This is a genomic window from Micromonospora sp. II, assembly GCF_001709195.1.
Lineage (GTDB): Bacteria > Actinomycetota > Actinomycetes > Mycobacteriales > Micromonosporaceae > Micromonospora > Micromonospora chalcea.
Map to the genome: position 1 here is coordinate 169,138 of NZ_LYXF01000024.1, position 15,763 is coordinate 184,900.

A 15,763-nucleotide genomic window follows, 5' to 3' on the forward strand; every position below is an offset into this window, starting at 1 on the left:
GCGGGCGGCGGCTATCCCTTCACGGCGCCGAGCATGATTCCGGAGACGAAATAGCGCTGGATGAAGGGATAGACCGCGAGGATCGGCAGGATCGTCAGCACGATCGTCACGGACTGGATGGTGGCGGCGGACTGGACGACGTCGCCTGCGCTGCCGAGGCCGCCGCCGGTCTGCGTGGCGTCGGTCGCGCCCGCGATGAGGTTGCGCAGATAGACCGTCACCGGGAGCAGGTCCTGCCGGTCCATGTAGAGGAACGCGGCGAACCACGAGTTCCAGAACGAGACGGCGTAGAACAGCACCATCGTGGCGACCATCGCCTTCGACAGCGGCAGGACGATCCGCAGCAGCGTGCCGTACGTGTTCAGCCCGTCGACCGCGGCCGCCTCCTCCAGCTCGACCGGCAGGCTCTCGAAGAACGCCTTCATCACCAGCAGGTTGAACACGTTTATCGCGTTGGGCAGGGCGATCGCCCACACCGTGTTCTTCAGCCCGAGGCTGGTGACCAGGACGTAGTTGGGGATCAGGCCGCCGGTGAAGAACATGGTGAACACGGCGATCCCGACCAGCGCGGTCCGGCCCCGCAGGTGTTTCTTCGACAGCACGTAGGCATAGCAGGTGGTCAGCACGACGGAGACGAGCGTGGCGACCACCGTGTAGAAGACGGTGTTGCGGTAGCTGACCCAAAACGTCGGGTCCGACGTCACCACCCGGTACGCGGTCAGGTTGAACCCCCGCGGCACGAGGTTCACCTCGCCCGCGACGATGTACGCGTTGTCGCTGAGCGAGCGGGCCACGATGGTGAGGAACGGATACAGGGTCACCACCACGACGCCGGTCAGCACGAGGGCGTTCACCACCTGGAAGACCCGGTAGCCGCGGGTGGGCCGGGGGCCACGCGGCCGGGCCGCCGGTTTCCGTGTACGGGCCTGGGCGCGGGCCTGCGTGCTCACCACAGGCTCGTCCCCACCGTGCGCCGGGAGATCGCGTTCGCCGACAGCACCAGCGTCAGCCCGATCACGGACTCGAACAGGCCGATGGCGGCGGCGTAGCTGAGGTTCCCGGAGACGATGCCCACCCGGTACAGGTAGGTCGAGATCACGTCCGCCGTCGGGTAGGTGAGCGGGTTGTACAGCAGCAGGATCTTTTCGAAGCCGACGGCCATGAAGGTGCCGATGTTGAGGATCAGCAGCGTCACCATCGTCGGCCGGATCCCCGGCAGCGTCACGTGCCAGGTCTGCCGCCACCTGTTGGCGCCGTCGATGCGGGCCGCCTCGTACAGGTCGCCGTCGACGGTGGTGAGCGCGGCGAGGTAGAGGATGGTGCCCCAGCCGACGGTCTGCCAGACCTCGGAGGAGACGTAGATCGTCCGGAACCATCCGGCCTGCTGCATGAACGCGACCGGCTCGCCGCCCACGGCGCGCACCATCTGGTTCACCGTGCCGTCCACCGACAGCAGTTGGAGGACCATGGCGGCCACGATCACTATCGACAGGAAGTGCGGCAGGTAGGACACCGACTGGACGAACCGCTTGAGCGCGCGGTTGCGCACCTCGTTGAGCAGCAGCGCGAGCACGATCGGCAGCGGGAAGCAGAACACCAGCGTCAGCGCGCCCAGCACCAGCGTGTTTGTGAACACGCTCCAGAAGGTCGGGTCGGTGAAGAACAACCGGAAGTACCGCAGCCCGGTCCAGTACTCGCCGAAGAGGCTGCCGCCCGGCTGGAAGCGCCGGAACGCGATCACGTTGCCGAGCATCGGCAGGTAGCGGAACGTCAGGAAGAACAGCAGCGGCAGGACTGCGAGCGAGTAGAGCTGCCAGTCCCGGCGCAGGGCCCGCCGCCAGGGCGTACGGCGACTGCGCGGGGTCGGGGCTGCCAAGCTCGTCCTCCCCCTGACCGTCGGCCGGAACGTTTCCGGTAATACGTCGTAAGCCTTTCGGAAATTTATGGGTATCGTTATCTTCGTGTCAAGAGCGTCGATTGATATCTCCCTCGGCCAGCTCCGCCGCTACACGCCGGCTGTCGTCGAGCCCGCCGACTTCGACCGGTTCTGGCGGGCCACCCTCACCGCCGCCGCGGCCAGCCCGGTGCTCGTCGACGTCCGCCCCGAACCCACCGACCTGCGGCTGCTCGACGTGTGGGACGTGACGTTCGCCGGGTTCGCCGGCGAACCGGTGCGCGCCTGGTACACCCGTCCCGCGGGCGTAGCCACGCCGCTGCCGGCAGTGGTGGAGTACCCCGGCTACGGGCGCGGCCGGGGCCTGCCGGGGGAGCGGCTCACCTGGCCGGTGGCGGGTTACGCCCACCTGCTGGTGGACAACCGGGGACAGGCCGGCCTGTACAGCCGCGGTGACACCCCGGACCCGCACGACGCTCCCGGCGGGCCCAGCCCCGCCACGAGGGGGATCCTGTCCCCGGACGACTACCACTACCGCCGCCTGATCACCGACGCGGTCCGCGCGATCGACGCCGTCCGCGTACTGCCCGGGGTGGACCCGGCCCGCGTCGCCGCGGTGGGCAACAGCCAAGGTGGTGGACTCGCGCTCGCGGCGGCGGGCCTCGTCGACGGCCTCGCCGCGCTCCTGGTCACCGCCCCGTTCCTGTGCGACATCCAGCGCGCCATCGAAGTGACCGAGGCGTCCCCCTACGGCGAGATCGCCCGCTACCTCGCGGTGCACCGCGAGGCCGAGGAGCCGGTCCGGCGCACGCTGTCCTACGTCGACGGCGTCAGCTTCGCCCGGCGCGCCACCGCCCCGGCGCACTTCGGGATCGGTCTGCGCGACGAGGTCTGCCCACCGAGCACCGGCTTCGCCGCCTACAACCAGTACGCCGCTGCCGCATCGGCCACTCCGCTACGGGAGATGCACACGTACCCGTTCAACGGCCACGAGGGCGGGGAGGCCGTCCACGTCCGGCGGCAGCTGCGCTGGCTGGACGCGGTGATGCGTTCCGCCGGGACGGCAGCCGGCTGACGGACTCACCGGATGTCCGATGCAGGGCGCTAGATCACCCGGCGGCGTACCCGCCACACCACCACGCCGATCAGGATCGCCGCGACCGCGACGAACACCGCCGCCTCGATGAGCTGGAACGTCCAGAACCGGTCGGCAGGGTGGTAGACCCCGAACCGCTGGATGCCGCGTTCGTGCAGGAACTGGCTGAGGTTCGTGCCGGCCTGGTTGGCCGCGTCCTCCAGTTCGTAGTACTCCGTCGAGCTCAGCCTGCGCCCGGCGGCGTCCGCGTAGCCGCGTTCGATCACCCAGTCGGCGACGCCGGCTCCGGCCTGACCCTTCGTGCCGCCGGCGGGGACCGGCTCCATGGTGGTGAGCGGCGTGGCGTACGCGGGACGGGCCAGCAGCGCCACCGACATCCGGGCGGCGAGGAACGCCCCGAACGCGACGCCGAACGCGGGCAGGCTGCGCCGCAGGATCGCCCCCGCGGCGGTGGCGACGCCGAACGCGAACAGCGCGTACGCCAGCGGAACGAGCCCTTCCAGGTCGAAGGCGTCGTACTGGAACCGCCCTTCCCAGGCATCGAACGGCTGCCGGAACCAGGTGAGCACGGCGGTGAACATGCCGGTGAGCGCGACTGTGACGCCGGCCAGCGCGGCGAGCTTGGCCGCCAGCCAGCGCATCCGCGGCACGGCCTGGGTCCAGGCGAGCTGCCAGGTGCCGTCCTCCAGTTCGCGGGCGAGCAGCGGCGCGCCGAGGAACGCGCCGATGACGACGGGCACCAGGTAGAAGGCCGCGAGGAGGTTCTCGACGTATCCGTACTCCTCGTCGAGCCGGCGGAAGGCGGCCGTGCACGTCTCGCCGGCGCCTGCTGTTCCCGCGCACCGGGCGGGGCCGCCGGGGAACAGGTCGTGGGCCTGCGTCCCGAGCACGAGCAGGGCGATGCCGAACACGCCGAGAAGCAGACCGAGGACACAGACCTCGGTGCGGTGCTGGCGCCAGATCAACCACGTCATGCCGCCACCTCCGACGGGACCGCGGCGCCCGGCTCGGACGGCCGGCGCAGGTACGCCAGCACCAGGTCCTCCAGCCCGACCGGCTGGGCCTGCCAGCCCGGCGCGGCCGGGATGCCGCCGTCGCGTACCAGCAGGGTGGTGTGCCGGTCGCTGTGGACGGCGTCCACGACGGCGCCGGCCCGGTCGAGGTCGGTGGCCGTGCGCGGGCCGACGAGCAGCCGGTGCTCGGCGAGGAGGGTGTCGATGTCACCGGTGAGCGTGACCCGGCCGTGGTTGAGCACGACCAGGTGGTCGCAGACACGTTCCAGCTCGTGCACGACGTGGGAGGAGAACAGGACCGTCACCCCGCCGTCGGCCACCGCGCCCATGAGGACCTGCAGGAATTCGCGCCGGGCCAGCGGGTCGAGGCTGGCCACCGGCTCGTCGAGGACGAGCAGGTCCGGCCGTTTCGCCAGGGCCAGGGCCAACGCGACCTGGGCCTGCTGCCCGCCGGAGAGCGAGCCGGCCCGGCGGTCCAGCGGGATGCCCAGCTTCGCCAGCCGGCGCTCGGCCAGCCCCTGGTCGAAGCGGAGGTTGCAGGCCCGGCCGAAGCGGAGCATCTCGGCGACGGTGAAGCGCTTGTACAGCGGGTGGTCCTGGGCCAGGAACCCGATCCGGGACAGGGTCTGCGGGGTGCTGGCGGTGACGTCGTGGCCGAGGACCTCGACGGTGCCGGTGCTCGGCGCCAGCAGTCCGACGATCAGGCGCAGCAGCGTGGTCTTGCCCGCGCCGTTCGGCCCGACCAGGGCGATCACGCCGCCCGCCGGCAGGGTCAGGGTGCAGTCGCGCAGCGCCCAGCCCTTCCGGTACCGCTTGCCCACGCCGTCGGTGCGCAGCGCGATCTCGGTGTCTGTCACGCCACGTCCTCGTTTCTCGTCTGCTGGTGGACGGAGGTGAAGAGCGCGTCGACCGCCTGCTCGTCGAGGCCGGCCTCGTAGGCGCGGCGCAGCCACGTCGCCAGGCCGCGGCGCAGCGACGTGTACGTCGACGGCGACATCGCGGCCGACTGCTGCTCGGTGACGAACGTGCCCTGGCCGGGCCGGCCGGTGACCAGGTTCTCCTGCTCCATCTGCCGGTACGCCTTGGCCACGGTGTTCGGGTTGATGGCCAGGTCCTCGACCACCTCGCGGATGAGCGGGAGGCGGTCGCCGGGTTGGAGGAAGCCCAGCAGCACCGCCTGGCGAACCTGCTGGACGAGTTGCAGGTACGGCGGCACGCCGGAGTGGGTGTCGAGCCGGAAGACGAACACGGTGTCCCTTCGCTGCTTTACTAGTACCGTAGTAAAGCAGCAGGTGGGCGGTCAAGAAGGGCGGGTTGGCCGCGGCTGGGGGATCGACATGATCGCCGATGGCTGTATCGTTGCCGACGCCGCATCCCGCAGGCCGCTTCCACCAAGGACGACCATGACCGCCTCCACCGTCACCGCCGTCATTGACCTCGACCTGACCGGCCCCACCATCTCCCGCCACGTCTACGGCCACTTCGCGGAGCACCTGGGACGCTGCGTCTACGGCGGCTTCTGGGTGGGGGAGGGCTCCGCGACCCCGAACGAGGGCGGGATCCGCCTCGACGTGGTGGAGGCGCTGCGCCGCATCGGCATCCCGAACCTGCGCTGGCCGGGCGGCTGCTTCGCCGACGACTACCACTGGCGCGACGGGATCGGCCCGCGCGAGCTGCGGCCCCGCATGGTCAACTCGCACTGGGGCGACGTGGTCGAGGACAACTCCTTCGGCACGCACGAGTTCATGGCGCTGTGCGAGCTGCTGGGCGCGGATCCGTACGTGTCCGGCAACGTCGGCTCGGGCAGCGTGCGGGAGATGTCCGAGTGGGTCGAGTACCTGACCCGCGGCGACGACTCTCCGATGGCCGCCCTGCGGCGGGAGAACGGGCGCGACGAGCCCTGGCGGGTCCCGTTCTGGGGACTGGGCAACGAGGCGTGGGGCTGCGGCGGCAACCTGCGCGTCGAGCAGTTCGCCTCGCTGGCCCGCCAGTACGCCACCTACGTCCGCGACCACGGCGACAACACCGTCTACCGGATCGCCGCGGGCGCGAACAGCGACGACTACCACTGGACCGAGACGTTGATGCGCTCCTTCGACGACCTGGCAGCGCCGGACTCCCGCGCCTGGCCGTTCCAGGCCGTCTCGCTGCACTACTACACGATGACCCGGGGCTGGTCGTCGAAGGGCGCGGCGACCGGCTTCGACGAGGAGGAGTGGTACCTCGCGCTGCGGAACGCGACCCGGATCGAGGAGCTGGTCTCACGCCACGAGGCGGTCATGGACCGCTGGGACCCGCAGCGCAAGGTCGGCCTCGTCGTGGACGAGTGGGGCACCTGGTGGGACGTGGAGCCGGGCACCAACCCCGGCTTCCTCTACCAGCAGAACACGCTGCGCGACGCGCTGGTGGCCGCGGTGCACCTCGACACGTTCCACCGCCACGCGGCGCGCGTCGTGATGGCGAACATCGCGCAGACGGTGAACGTGCTCCAGGCCATGATTCTCACCGACCCGGAGACGGGCGCGCTGGTGCTCACGCCCTCGTACCACGTGTTCGCGATGAACCGGGCCCACCACGACGCGGCGTCGCTCGCGGTGACCTTCAAGGGCGAGGTCCCGGTGCGCGAGGTGGCGGGGGATCACCTGGCGACGCTCTCGGCGTCCGCCTCGACGCGCGGCGACACGGCGCTGGTCTCGCTGTCGAACCTCGACGCGCGGCGTCCGGTGACCGTCGTCCTCGACCTGCGCGGACGGGACGTCACCGCCCACCGGGCCACGATCCTGACCGCCGACGCGCTCGACGCGCACAACACGCCGTCGACCACGGGCGTCGCGCCCCGCGAGCACGCCGGGGTCACGGACCACCCGCGTGGCCTGGAGGTCGAACTGCCGCCGCACGCGTACGTCACGGTGGCGCTCGACCTCGCCTGACCGCCGGACACACGGCTCCGCGCACGGCCGCGTGACGACAGCGGTCTGGTGACGCCTGCGTTCCTCTCCTCACTCCGGCGCCTGGGGCCAGGAAATTGCCAGTGACCTCGGTCGATCGAGTTCGCCCAGTGGCGCGCTGCTCGGTCCGATAATTTTCGGTGCTGTGTCGGTCGGAACGTCTGCCTCTTGCTCGGTGCTACCGCAGGCAGCGGGGTCGTTGACGGATGGCGGGGCACTTAGTAGCCTCAGCGCACACAATCCTGGCATGTAAATATCTCGATAAGTTTCGGAGACGACGACCTCGCCTGCGGTGCCCACCGCCGGAGGGACCGTCGCGCTGATTCGCCGCGGTCACCCGACCACCGCCGCGCACGATTACCGCATGGAGGGCCGTTGAAACGCGTCCGGAGCACCGTAGTCATCATCGCCACCGCCGCGCTCCTCCTCGGCGGATGTGGCGGATCAGACGGCGAATCCGACTCGAAGACCTTCGAGTTCTGGTCGTTTGCCAACATCAACCAGAAGGCCGACGTCGACGTCTACACCAAGGCGCACCCCGATGTGCGCATCAAGCTCACCGAGGTCGGCAGCACCACCGAGACCGCGCAGGCGCTCACCGCCGCGCTGGCCGGTGGCAAGGTGCCCGACCTGGTGCTCATCCAGGCCGACGACCTGCCGAAGTTCATGCAGTCGCCGGACAACTTCGTCGACCTCACCACGCTGGGCGCCGGCGACATCAAGGGGAACTACCTCGACTGGGTGATGTCGCAGGCGACGACCAAGGACAACAAGATCATCGGGGTGCCGACCGACGTCGGCGGGCTGGCGGTCGCCTACCGTACCGATCTGTTCAAGGCGGCCGGCCTGCCCACCGACCGGGACGAGGTCGCCAAGCTCTGGCCGACGTGGGACGAGTTCATCAACGTCGGTAAGCAGTACGTCCAGAAGACCGGGAAACCGTTCGTGGACAACACGCCGACCAGCGTCTTCTTCCAGGCGGTCAACCAGGGCAGCCAGCGCTACTACAGCGCCGACCGCAAGCTCGACTACGACAACGAGCAGGTCAAGGCGGCGTTCGACGTGACGCTGAAGGCCTTCGAGGCGGGCATCTCCGCCAAGCAGGGGTCGTTCTCCTCCGGCTGGACCGCGGCCATGAAGAAGGGCGACTACGCGGTGGTGTGCTCACCGTCCTGGATGCTCAGCCAGATGAAGACGAACGCCCCCGAGACGAACGGCAAGTGGGACATCGCCACGATTCCCGGGGGTTCGGGGAACTGGGGCGGCAGCTTCCTCGCCATCCCCAAGCGCGCCAAGAACGCGAAAGCGGCGTGGAACTACATCTCCGAGATGCAGTCGCCGAAGGGTCAGCTCGAGCACTTCCTGATGCAGGGGTCGCTGCCCACCACGCCGTCGGTCTACACGGATCCGCAGCTGGTCGGAAAGACCGACCCGTTCTTCAGCAACGCGCCGATCGGCAAGATCTACACCCAGTCGGTGCTGGGGATCAAGCCGTTCTACTTCGGCCCGCAGGACGGCCCGATCGGCACCGAGTTCCTCAACACGCTCACCAGCGTCGAACAGGGCAAGGTGAGCCCGGCGAAGGCCTGGGACACCGCGCTGACAAACGTCAAGAACGCCGTACGCGAATGACCGAGGGCTGACGTGCGGCAGCCGGGCACCGCCCGGCTGCCGCCCATCGCGGAGGTGACGCTTTGACCACCATGCTCAGCCCGGCCACGGCCCCGCCGGACCTCCGGCGCCCCCATCGCAGACGGCGGATGCAGCAGGGCGTACGGGAGTTCCTGGCGCCGTACGCGTACATCGCGCCGTTCTTCGTGCTCTTCCTGATCTTCGGTCTCTTCCCGCTGCTGTTCACCTTCTACATCTCCCTGTTCGACTGGGATCCCATCGGTGAGCACCGTTTCGTGGGGCTGGACAACTTCACCGAACTCCTGCACGACCCGCGCTTCTGGGGCGCGTTGCGGAACACGTTCAGCATCTGGGTGATGTCGACGGTGCCGCAGTTGCTCCTGGCGCTCGGCCTGGCGCATCTGCTCAACCACGCGCGGCTGCGGCTGGCCGCGTTGTTCCGGATGTCGGTGCTCGTCCCCTACGTCACCTCGGTCGCGGCCACGACCATCGTCTTCGCGCAGATGTTCGACCGCGACTACGGCATGATCAACTGGTTCCTCGGGCTGCTGGGCTTCGACCACATCGACTTCACAGCCTCGCTCTGGGGCAGCCACGTCATGATCGCCACGATGATCGCCTGGCGCTGGACCGGGTACAACACGCTGCTGTACCTCGCCGCGCTGCAGTCGGTACCCCGGGAGCTGTACGAGGCCGCCGCCGCCGACGGCGCGAACGGCTGGAAACAGTTCCTGCACATCAGCATCCCGTCGTTGCGGCCGATCATCGCGTTCACCGTCGTGACGTCGACCATCGGCGGGTTGCAGGTCTTCACCGAGCCGCTGCTGGCCAACCCGGTGGGCGGGCTCACGTGCGGGGCGGCACGGCAGTGCCAGACCGTCACCCTCTACCTCTACGAGCAGTCCTTCGGGCAGTTCCACTTCGGCTACGGCGCGGCGGTCGGCGTCGCGCTCTTCGTCATCGTGGTCGCCTTCTCCGGACTCAACTATCTGCTGGCCACCCGCGTCCGCTCGGAGCGCCCATGAAGCCCGCACCCTCGACCGCCGCGCCCGTACGGACCCGGCGGCGCTCGGCCAACCGCGTCTCGATCGCGGTGTACGCGCTGCTCACGCTCGTGGCGCTCGCCAGCGTCTTCCCGCTCTACTGGATGTTCGTGGTGGCGACGACGGACTCCGCCACCGCGACGACCCTCCCGCCGACGATCACACCCGGCGGCAACTTCCTGCACCTGGCGGAGCTGGTCTTCACCATCGTGCCGTTCGTGCAGTCCCTGCTCAACAGCGTCATCGTCGCCGGCACGATCGCCGTGGGCCAGGCGGTGCTCTGCGCGCTGGCCGGGTTCGCCTTCGCCAAGCTGTCCTTCCCCGGCCGCAACACGCTGTTCCTCATCGTCGTGCTGACCATGACGGTGCCGGCGCAGCTGGCGGTGGTGCCGCAGTACCTGATCATGTCCCAGCTGGAGTGGGTCGACACCCTGCAGGCGGTGATCGTTCCCGGTCTGGTCAGCGCGTTCGGCATCTTCTGGATGCGTCAGCACATCGGCAGCACCATCGACGACGAGCTGATGGCCGCGGCGCGTGTCGACGGCGCCACCACCTGGCAGATCTTCTGGCGGATCGCGTTCCCGCTGGTCCGCCCGGCGGCGTACGTGCTGGGGCTGTTCACGTTCGTCTACGCGTGGAACGATTTCCTGTGGCCGTTCATCGTCCTGAAGTCGCCGGAGAACTACACCGTCCAGATCGCCATCAAGGCGCTGCAGCAGAACCGGGACATCGACCTGGGGCTGGCCATGTCCGGCTCGTTCCTGGCCACCATTCCGCTGCTGGTGCTGTTCGTGTTCGTCGGACGCCGTCTGGTGCAGGGAATCATGGAAGGCGCATTCAAGGGGTGAGGTCCGTCTCGGTCCCGTCAGCCGGCCGGCCGGTAGTCGAACCAGTCGAAACCGGCGCTTCCCTCGGTGACGTACATGCCGATGACCCGGCCGGTGAACCCGGAGGCGACCTCGGTGGACAGGTAGCGCCCGTCGAGCTCCGCCAGGCACGACCAGCCGTCGCCGGTCTCGACCTCGAAGCTGATCGTGTCACTGCCGGCCGCCGTGACGCCGACGAGGCCCGCCCGCGCCAGGTCGCCGGACGAGGTGACCGTCGGGGGCAGCACGCCGGTGGTCCGGATGGCCAGCGCCACGGTCACCGCCCCCGCGGGCACCGGGCACTCCCCGAACACCTGCCGAAACGGTCCGACCCGGCCGACGACCCGGGCCTGCCCCCGGGCGAGCTCCAGGTCGTAGTGGTGGGCCTCGTCGATCCTGATCGTCAGGCCGGACCGGCCGGAGCCGGGATCGAGGCGGGCGCTGACCCGGCAGTCGTGGTGCTGCTGGCGGCGGCCGACGACGGTGGCGCCACTGCGGTCGAGGCTGTCGCCGGTCGCGTGCAGCGTCAGCCAGCCGGGCCGGTCGGTCAACGACCACGCCGAGTCGGGCCGGCTACGGGGCGAGATCCACTGTGGGCCGAGCCGCTCGTCGTCGAAGTCGTCCCGCTCGGCCCACCGGCTCGGCCCATCCGGGCCGTTGGCGATCGAGACCGGGTCGACCACCGGCCACCCGTCGACCCAGCGCACCGGCGCCAGGAACGTCTCCCGTCCCAGGACGTGGTAGGGCGGCCACTGGCCCTTCGGCCGGATCCCCAGCAGAACCATCCACCAGCTGCCGTCGGCCGCGTCGACCATGTCGGCGTGCCCGGTCGCCTGCACCGGCCGGTCGGTGCCGCGATGCGTCAGGATCGGATTGGCCGGCCCGGGCTGGAACGGCCCGCGCGGCGAGCGGGCGCGAGCGACACTCACCGCGTGGCCGGTGTGGGTGCCGCCCTCCGAGACGAGCAGGTACCACCAGTCGCCGACCCGGTACAGATGCGGCGCCTCCGGGTACTGGCCACCCGTCCCCGACCACATCGGCACCGGCCCTTCCAGGACCTCTCCGGTGCGCGGGTCGATCCGGTACGACTCGACCCCGGACACCGTCATCCAGCAGGTGCCGTCGTCGTCCCACGCCAGCGACGGGTCCACGTGGGGCAGATCCAGGTAGACCGGGTCCGACCACGGGCCGGCCGGGTCGGTCGCCGTGACGATCAGGTGCCGGTCGAGCGTGACGTTCGTCGTGACGACCCAGAACCGGCCGTCGTGGTGGCGGATCGTCGGCGCGTAGATGCCCCGCGAGGCGAGCGTGTCGGCCGGCAGACGGAGCTGATCGGCGCGGTCCAGCACGTTGCCGATCTGCCGCCAGCTGACCAGGTCACGACTGTGGAAGATCGGCACACCGGGCGCGTACTCGAAGCTCGAACACACGAGGTAGTAGTCCTCACCGGCGCGGCAGATGCTCGGATCGGGCCAGAAGCCCGGGAGGATCGGGTTGCGGTAGCCGTCGTCCGCAGGCTCCGGTTCCATTTCCGCTCCTTCTCGTACGGGCACAACGCCTCCACGAGTGTCGATGTCGCGAACCGTGTCGGACAACCCGCGAGTGCGCGATGACAGTTCTCGGCCGCCTCCTGTCCCGGCGCCCCCGTCGCGACGCGGCCACGGAGTTCCCGTACACCTTCACCGTGCGGCGCGGGCTGCGCGTGCCGATGGACGACGGCGTCGAGCTGGTCGCCGACCTCTACCAGCCGGTCGGCGTGGTGGAACCGCCGTTGCCCACGATCGTCGTCCGCTCCCCGTACGGCCGGCACGGCTCGCTGACCCACGCGCCGGCGCTGGTCCGCGCGGGGTTCACGGTGCTGGTGCAGAGCTGCCGCGGCACCGGTGGCTCCGGTGGCAGTTTCCGGCCCCAGCTCGACGAGGAGCGCGACGGCATCGCCACCCACCGGTGGGTACGCCGCCAGCAGTGGTGCGCCGGCACCGTCGCGACGTACGGGGAGAGCTACCTCGGCTACACCCAGTGGGCGGTGGCCGGACGGATGTGCCGTGACGATCCCGGCAACGCCCCGGACGCGCTGTGCCTGAACGTCACGATGGCCGACTTCGGCCCGATTACCTGGACCAACGGCGCGTTCTCGCTGGAGGGCTCGCTCGGCTGGTCGCGCCGGATGGACCTGCGGGGCCTGCGCGGCGCCCTGGTCCGGGCGTGGCTCGCGCGGCGGCCGGACCGGAAGCTGGCCGCGGCCTTCGACGTGCTGCCGCTGTCCGGTGGCGACACCGCGGTGGCGGGCCACCCGATCAGCTGGTACCAGGACTGGCTGGCCCACGAGAAGCTCACCGACGACTACTGGACCCGGCAGTCGCACACCGCGTCGGTGCCCGACGTCACCGCGCCCGTGTACATGGCCACCGGCTGGTACGACATCTTCCTGCCCTGGCAGCTGCGCAACTACGCCCAACTCGCCGCGGCCGGCCGTCCGCCCCGGCTGACCATCGGCCCGTGGGGCCACAGCAGCGCGCAGAGCCCGTTCCTTCCCGAGTCCATCGCGTTCCTCAGGGAACACTTCGCCGGCGCGCCCACGACCCGGCCGGCACCGGTGCGCGCCTTCCTCACCGGCGCGGAGCAGTGGCACGATCTGCCCGCGTGGCCACCGCCGGGCACCGTGGCGCAGCGGTGGCACCTGCACCCCTCGGGGCTGCTCGACCCGGCCGTCCCCGGCGCGGGCAGCACCCGCTACACCTACGATCCCGACCGGCCCACGCCCGCGCTCGGCGGCCCCGGCATGGGCCCGTCCCCGGGGCCGGTCGACAACAGCGCCCACGAACGCCGCGCGGACGTGGCCGTCTTCCGCAGTCCACCGCTGGCGCACGCGCTCGTACTCGCCGGGGAGCCGACCGCCCATGTCCGGTTCCGTTCGACGGCGGCCAGCGCGGACGTGTTCGTGCGGATCTGCGACGTGCACCCCGACGGCCGCTCGATGAGCGTGTGCGACGGGATCCGCCGCTTCGGCGGCGTCGGTACCGCGGCTACCGACCCGCAACCGGACGAGGACGGGTTCGTCGAACTGGAGGTGCCGCTGTGGCCGGCGTTCCACCGCTTCGCCGCCGGCCACCGCGTCGCCGTGCAGGTCAGTTCCGGAGCGCATCCGCGCTACGCCCGCAATCCCGGCACCGGCGAGCCGGCCGCCACCGCGGCCAAAACGGTACGGGCGGAGCAGGAGATCTCCCACGGCGGCGACCACCCGTCCCGGATCGACCTGCCGGTATGGACCTGAACAGACATCTCCAGAAGGGACCCCCGGATGGCGTCCGTATTCCATGTGGCGACAAGCGGTTCCGATCGCGCCGACGGCTGCGCCGAGCGGCCGTTCCGGACGATCAACCGGGCGGCCGGCGTCGCCCAGCCCGGTGACACGGTGGTGGTGCACGCGGGGGAGTACCGCGAGTGGGTGAAGCCACGCCACGGCGGTCTCAGCGACTCCCGCCGCATCACCTACGAGGCCGCGCCCGGCGAGCACGTGGTGATCAAGGGATCGGAGCGCGTCACCGGCTGGGAGCCGCTCGGCGGGACGGTGTGGCGGGCACGAGTCGACAACGCGCTGTTCGGCTCGTTCAATCCGTTCGCCGAGGAGGTGACAGGTGACTGGATCGTCCACCGCACCGGCACGCCACCCAAGCACCTCGGCGAGGTCTACCTGAACGGCCTGAGCTTCTTCGAGGTGGGGAGCCGCGCGGAGGTCGAGGACCCGCCCCGGCGTACCGAGGTCGTCGACGACTGGACCGGGGTGACCCGTCCGGTCGGCGATCCCGACCAGACCCGGCTCGTCTGGTACGCCGAGGTCGGTGAACAGACGACGATCTGGGCCAACTTCCAGGGCGCCGACCCGAACACGGAACTGGTCGAGATCAACGTACGCCGCAGCGTCTTCTACCCGGAACAGCCGCACCTGGACTACATCACCGTCCGTGGCTTCGAGTTGGCGCACGCCGCCAGCCCGTGGGCGCCACCGACCGCCGACCAGCCGGGCCTGATCGGACCCGGCTGGGCGAAGGGCTGGGTCATCGAGGACAACGTGATCCACGACGCCAAGTGCTCGGCGATCTCGATCGGGAAGGAGGGCTCCACCGGGCAGAACTTCTCCGCTCTGCGCGGCGACAAGCCGGGCTACCAGTACCAGCTGGAGTCGGTCTTCGCGGCCCGCCGGATCGGGTGGGACCGGGAGCACATCGGCTCGCACGTGATCCGCCGCAACACGATCTACGACTGCGGCCAGAACGCGATAGTGGGTCACCTCGGGTGTGCGTTCTCCACCATCGAGGACAACCACATCCACCGCATCGGCCTGAAACGCGAGTTCTACGGGTACGAGATCGCTGGCATCAAGCTGCACGCCGCCATCGACGTGGTGATCCGGCACAACCGGATTCACGACTGCTCGCTCGGCACCTGGCTGGACTGGCAGGCGCAGGGCACCCGGGTCTCCCGCAACGTCTACCACGACAACTGCCGGGACCTCTTCGTCGAGGTCAGCCACGGTCCCTACCTGGTCGAACACAACATCTTCGGCTCACCCGCCGCGTTGGAGCTGTTCAGCCAGGGCGGTGCCTTCGTCAACAACCTGATCTGCGGCACGGTACGGCTGGAGCCGGTGCTGGACCGCGCCACCCCGTACCACCTGCCGCACAGCACGCAGGTCGCCGGGTACGCGGTGATCTACGGTGGGGACGACAGGTACGTGGGCAACCTCTTCCTGGGCGGCGATCCGGGCGCGGCCTACGCGACGGGTGCGGAGGGTCGGGGGACGCCGCTGGGCGGCACCGCCGGATACGACGGCCATCCCGCGTCGTTCGCGGAGTACCTGGCCCGCCTGGACGAGCAGCCGCCCAGCGACCAGAAGAAGTACCTCGACGTGAAACAGCCGGTGTACGCCCGGGCGAACGCCTACGCCGCGGGCGCCCGGCCGTTCGCGGGCGAGCGTGAGCCGTGGGTGCTGGGCGCCGCGACGGTGACGGTCGTCGCCGAGGGCGACGCGGTCTGGCTCGTCACCGATCTGCCCGAGACGTTCGACGAGGCCCGTGTCGGTGTGGTCACCGGCCGGGATCTGGAACGGGTCCGGTGCGCCGACGCGGATTTCGAGGAGCCGGACGGCAGCCCGGCCGTCATGGGCGTCGACCTGGTCGGGGAACCCCGGCAACCGGGACGCAACGGCGCCGTCGGCCCGATCGCGGGCCTCGCGTCCGGGTCGCGCCGCACGCGCGTCCTCTGACGGCG

13 protein-coding genes are annotated in these 15,763 nt (G+C 70.2%); 7 read left to right on the forward strand and 6 right to left on the reverse strand.

The annotated features are described in order from the left end of the window. Positions 1 to 11: 11 nt before the first annotated feature. A complete protein-coding gene (locus tag A8711_RS12695; protein WP_233607833.1) occupies positions 12 to 950 on the reverse strand; it encodes a carbohydrate ABC transporter permease in 939 nt (312 codons plus the stop codon). Next, entirely contained in the window at positions 947 to 1,876 is a 930-nt protein-coding gene (locus A8711_RS12700) for a sugar ABC transporter permease (protein WP_064445469.1), read from the reverse strand. The genes A8711_RS12695 and A8711_RS12700 overlap by 4 nt, the downstream gene beginning before the upstream one ends. A gap of 67 nt (positions 1,877 to 1,943) precedes the next feature. On the opposite strand from A8711_RS12700, the gene A8711_RS12705 reads away from it, so the two are divergent. Next, the gene (locus A8711_RS12705; RefSeq protein ID WP_069088314.1) at positions 1,944 to 2,969 is read left to right on the forward strand and encodes an acetylxylan esterase; all 1,026 of its coding nucleotides are present in this window, start codon (positions 1,944 to 1,946) and stop codon (positions 2,967 to 2,969) included. Positions 2,970 to 2,998: 29 nt separating this feature from the next. On the opposite strand, the gene A8711_RS12710 is transcribed toward A8711_RS12705, so the two are convergent. The 3 genes from A8711_RS12710 to A8711_RS12720 are packed head-to-tail and all read right to left on the reverse strand — an operon-like array spanning position 2,999 to position 5,252. Next, on the reverse strand, positions 2,999 to 3,964 hold the full coding sequence (locus tag A8711_RS12710) for an ABC transporter permease subunit (RefSeq protein WP_064445471.1): 966 nt from the start codon (positions 3,962 to 3,964) through the stop codon (positions 2,999 to 3,001). Beyond that, positions 3,961 to 4,860: an ABC transporter ATP-binding protein gene (locus tag A8711_RS12715; protein ID WP_064445472.1), complete on the reverse strand. Its 900-nt coding sequence runs from the start codon at positions 4,858 to 4,860 to the stop codon at positions 3,961 to 3,963. The genes A8711_RS12710 and A8711_RS12715 overlap by 4 nt, the downstream gene beginning before the upstream one ends. Continuing rightward, complete coding sequence (locus A8711_RS12720; protein WP_043322934.1) at positions 4,857 to 5,252, reverse strand: GntR family transcriptional regulator; 396 nt, start codon at positions 5,250 to 5,252, stop codon at positions 4,857 to 4,859. The genes A8711_RS12715 and A8711_RS12720 overlap by 4 nt, the downstream gene beginning before the upstream one ends. A gap of 154 nt (positions 5,253 to 5,406) precedes the next feature. Here A8711_RS12720 and A8711_RS12725 point away from each other — a divergent pair, with 154 nt between their 5' ends. From A8711_RS12725 to A8711_RS12740, 4 genes are all read left to right on the forward strand, one after another. Then, entirely contained in the window at positions 5,407 to 6,933 is a 1,527-nt protein-coding gene (locus tag A8711_RS12725; protein ID WP_069088315.1) for an alpha-N-arabinofuranosidase, read from the forward strand. A gap of 393 nt (positions 6,934 to 7,326) precedes the next feature. Further along, positions 7,327 to 8,583, forward strand: a complete 1,257-nt coding sequence (locus A8711_RS12730) for an ABC transporter substrate-binding protein (protein ID WP_069088316.1) — start codon at positions 7,327 to 7,329, stop codon at positions 8,581 to 8,583. A 128-nt stretch (positions 8,584 to 8,711) separates the two neighbouring features. After that, on the forward strand, positions 8,712 to 9,608 hold the full coding sequence (locus A8711_RS12735) for a carbohydrate ABC transporter permease (RefSeq protein WP_069088317.1): 897 nt from the start codon (positions 8,712 to 8,714) through the stop codon (positions 9,606 to 9,608). Then, positions 9,605 to 10,474: a carbohydrate ABC transporter permease gene (locus A8711_RS12740; protein ID WP_043322941.1), complete on the forward strand. Its 870-nt coding sequence runs from the start codon at positions 9,605 to 9,607 to the stop codon at positions 10,472 to 10,474. The genes A8711_RS12735 and A8711_RS12740 overlap by 4 nt, the downstream gene beginning before the upstream one ends. Before the next feature lie 17 nt (positions 10,475 to 10,491). On the opposite strand, the gene A8711_RS12745 is transcribed toward A8711_RS12740, so the two are convergent. Continuing rightward, a complete protein-coding gene (locus A8711_RS12745; RefSeq protein ID WP_083296999.1) occupies positions 10,492 to 12,021 on the reverse strand; it encodes a glycoside hydrolase family 43 protein in 1,530 nt (509 codons plus the stop codon). An 80-nt stretch (positions 12,022 to 12,101) separates the two neighbouring features. On the opposite strand from A8711_RS12745, the gene A8711_RS12750 reads away from it, so the two are divergent. Together A8711_RS12750 and A8711_RS12755 are read left to right on the forward strand one after the other, a co-directional pair. Next, positions 12,102 to 13,766: a CocE/NonD family hydrolase gene (locus A8711_RS12750; RefSeq protein WP_069088318.1), complete on the forward strand. Its 1,665-nt coding sequence runs from the start codon at positions 12,102 to 12,104 to the stop codon at positions 13,764 to 13,766. 27 nt (positions 13,767 to 13,793) lie between these two features. Further along, complete coding sequence (locus tag A8711_RS12755) at positions 13,794 to 15,758, forward strand: right-handed parallel beta-helix repeat-containing protein (RefSeq protein ID WP_069088319.1); 1,965 nt, start codon at positions 13,794 to 13,796, stop codon at positions 15,756 to 15,758. Positions 15,759 to 15,763 lie beyond the last annotated feature (5 nt).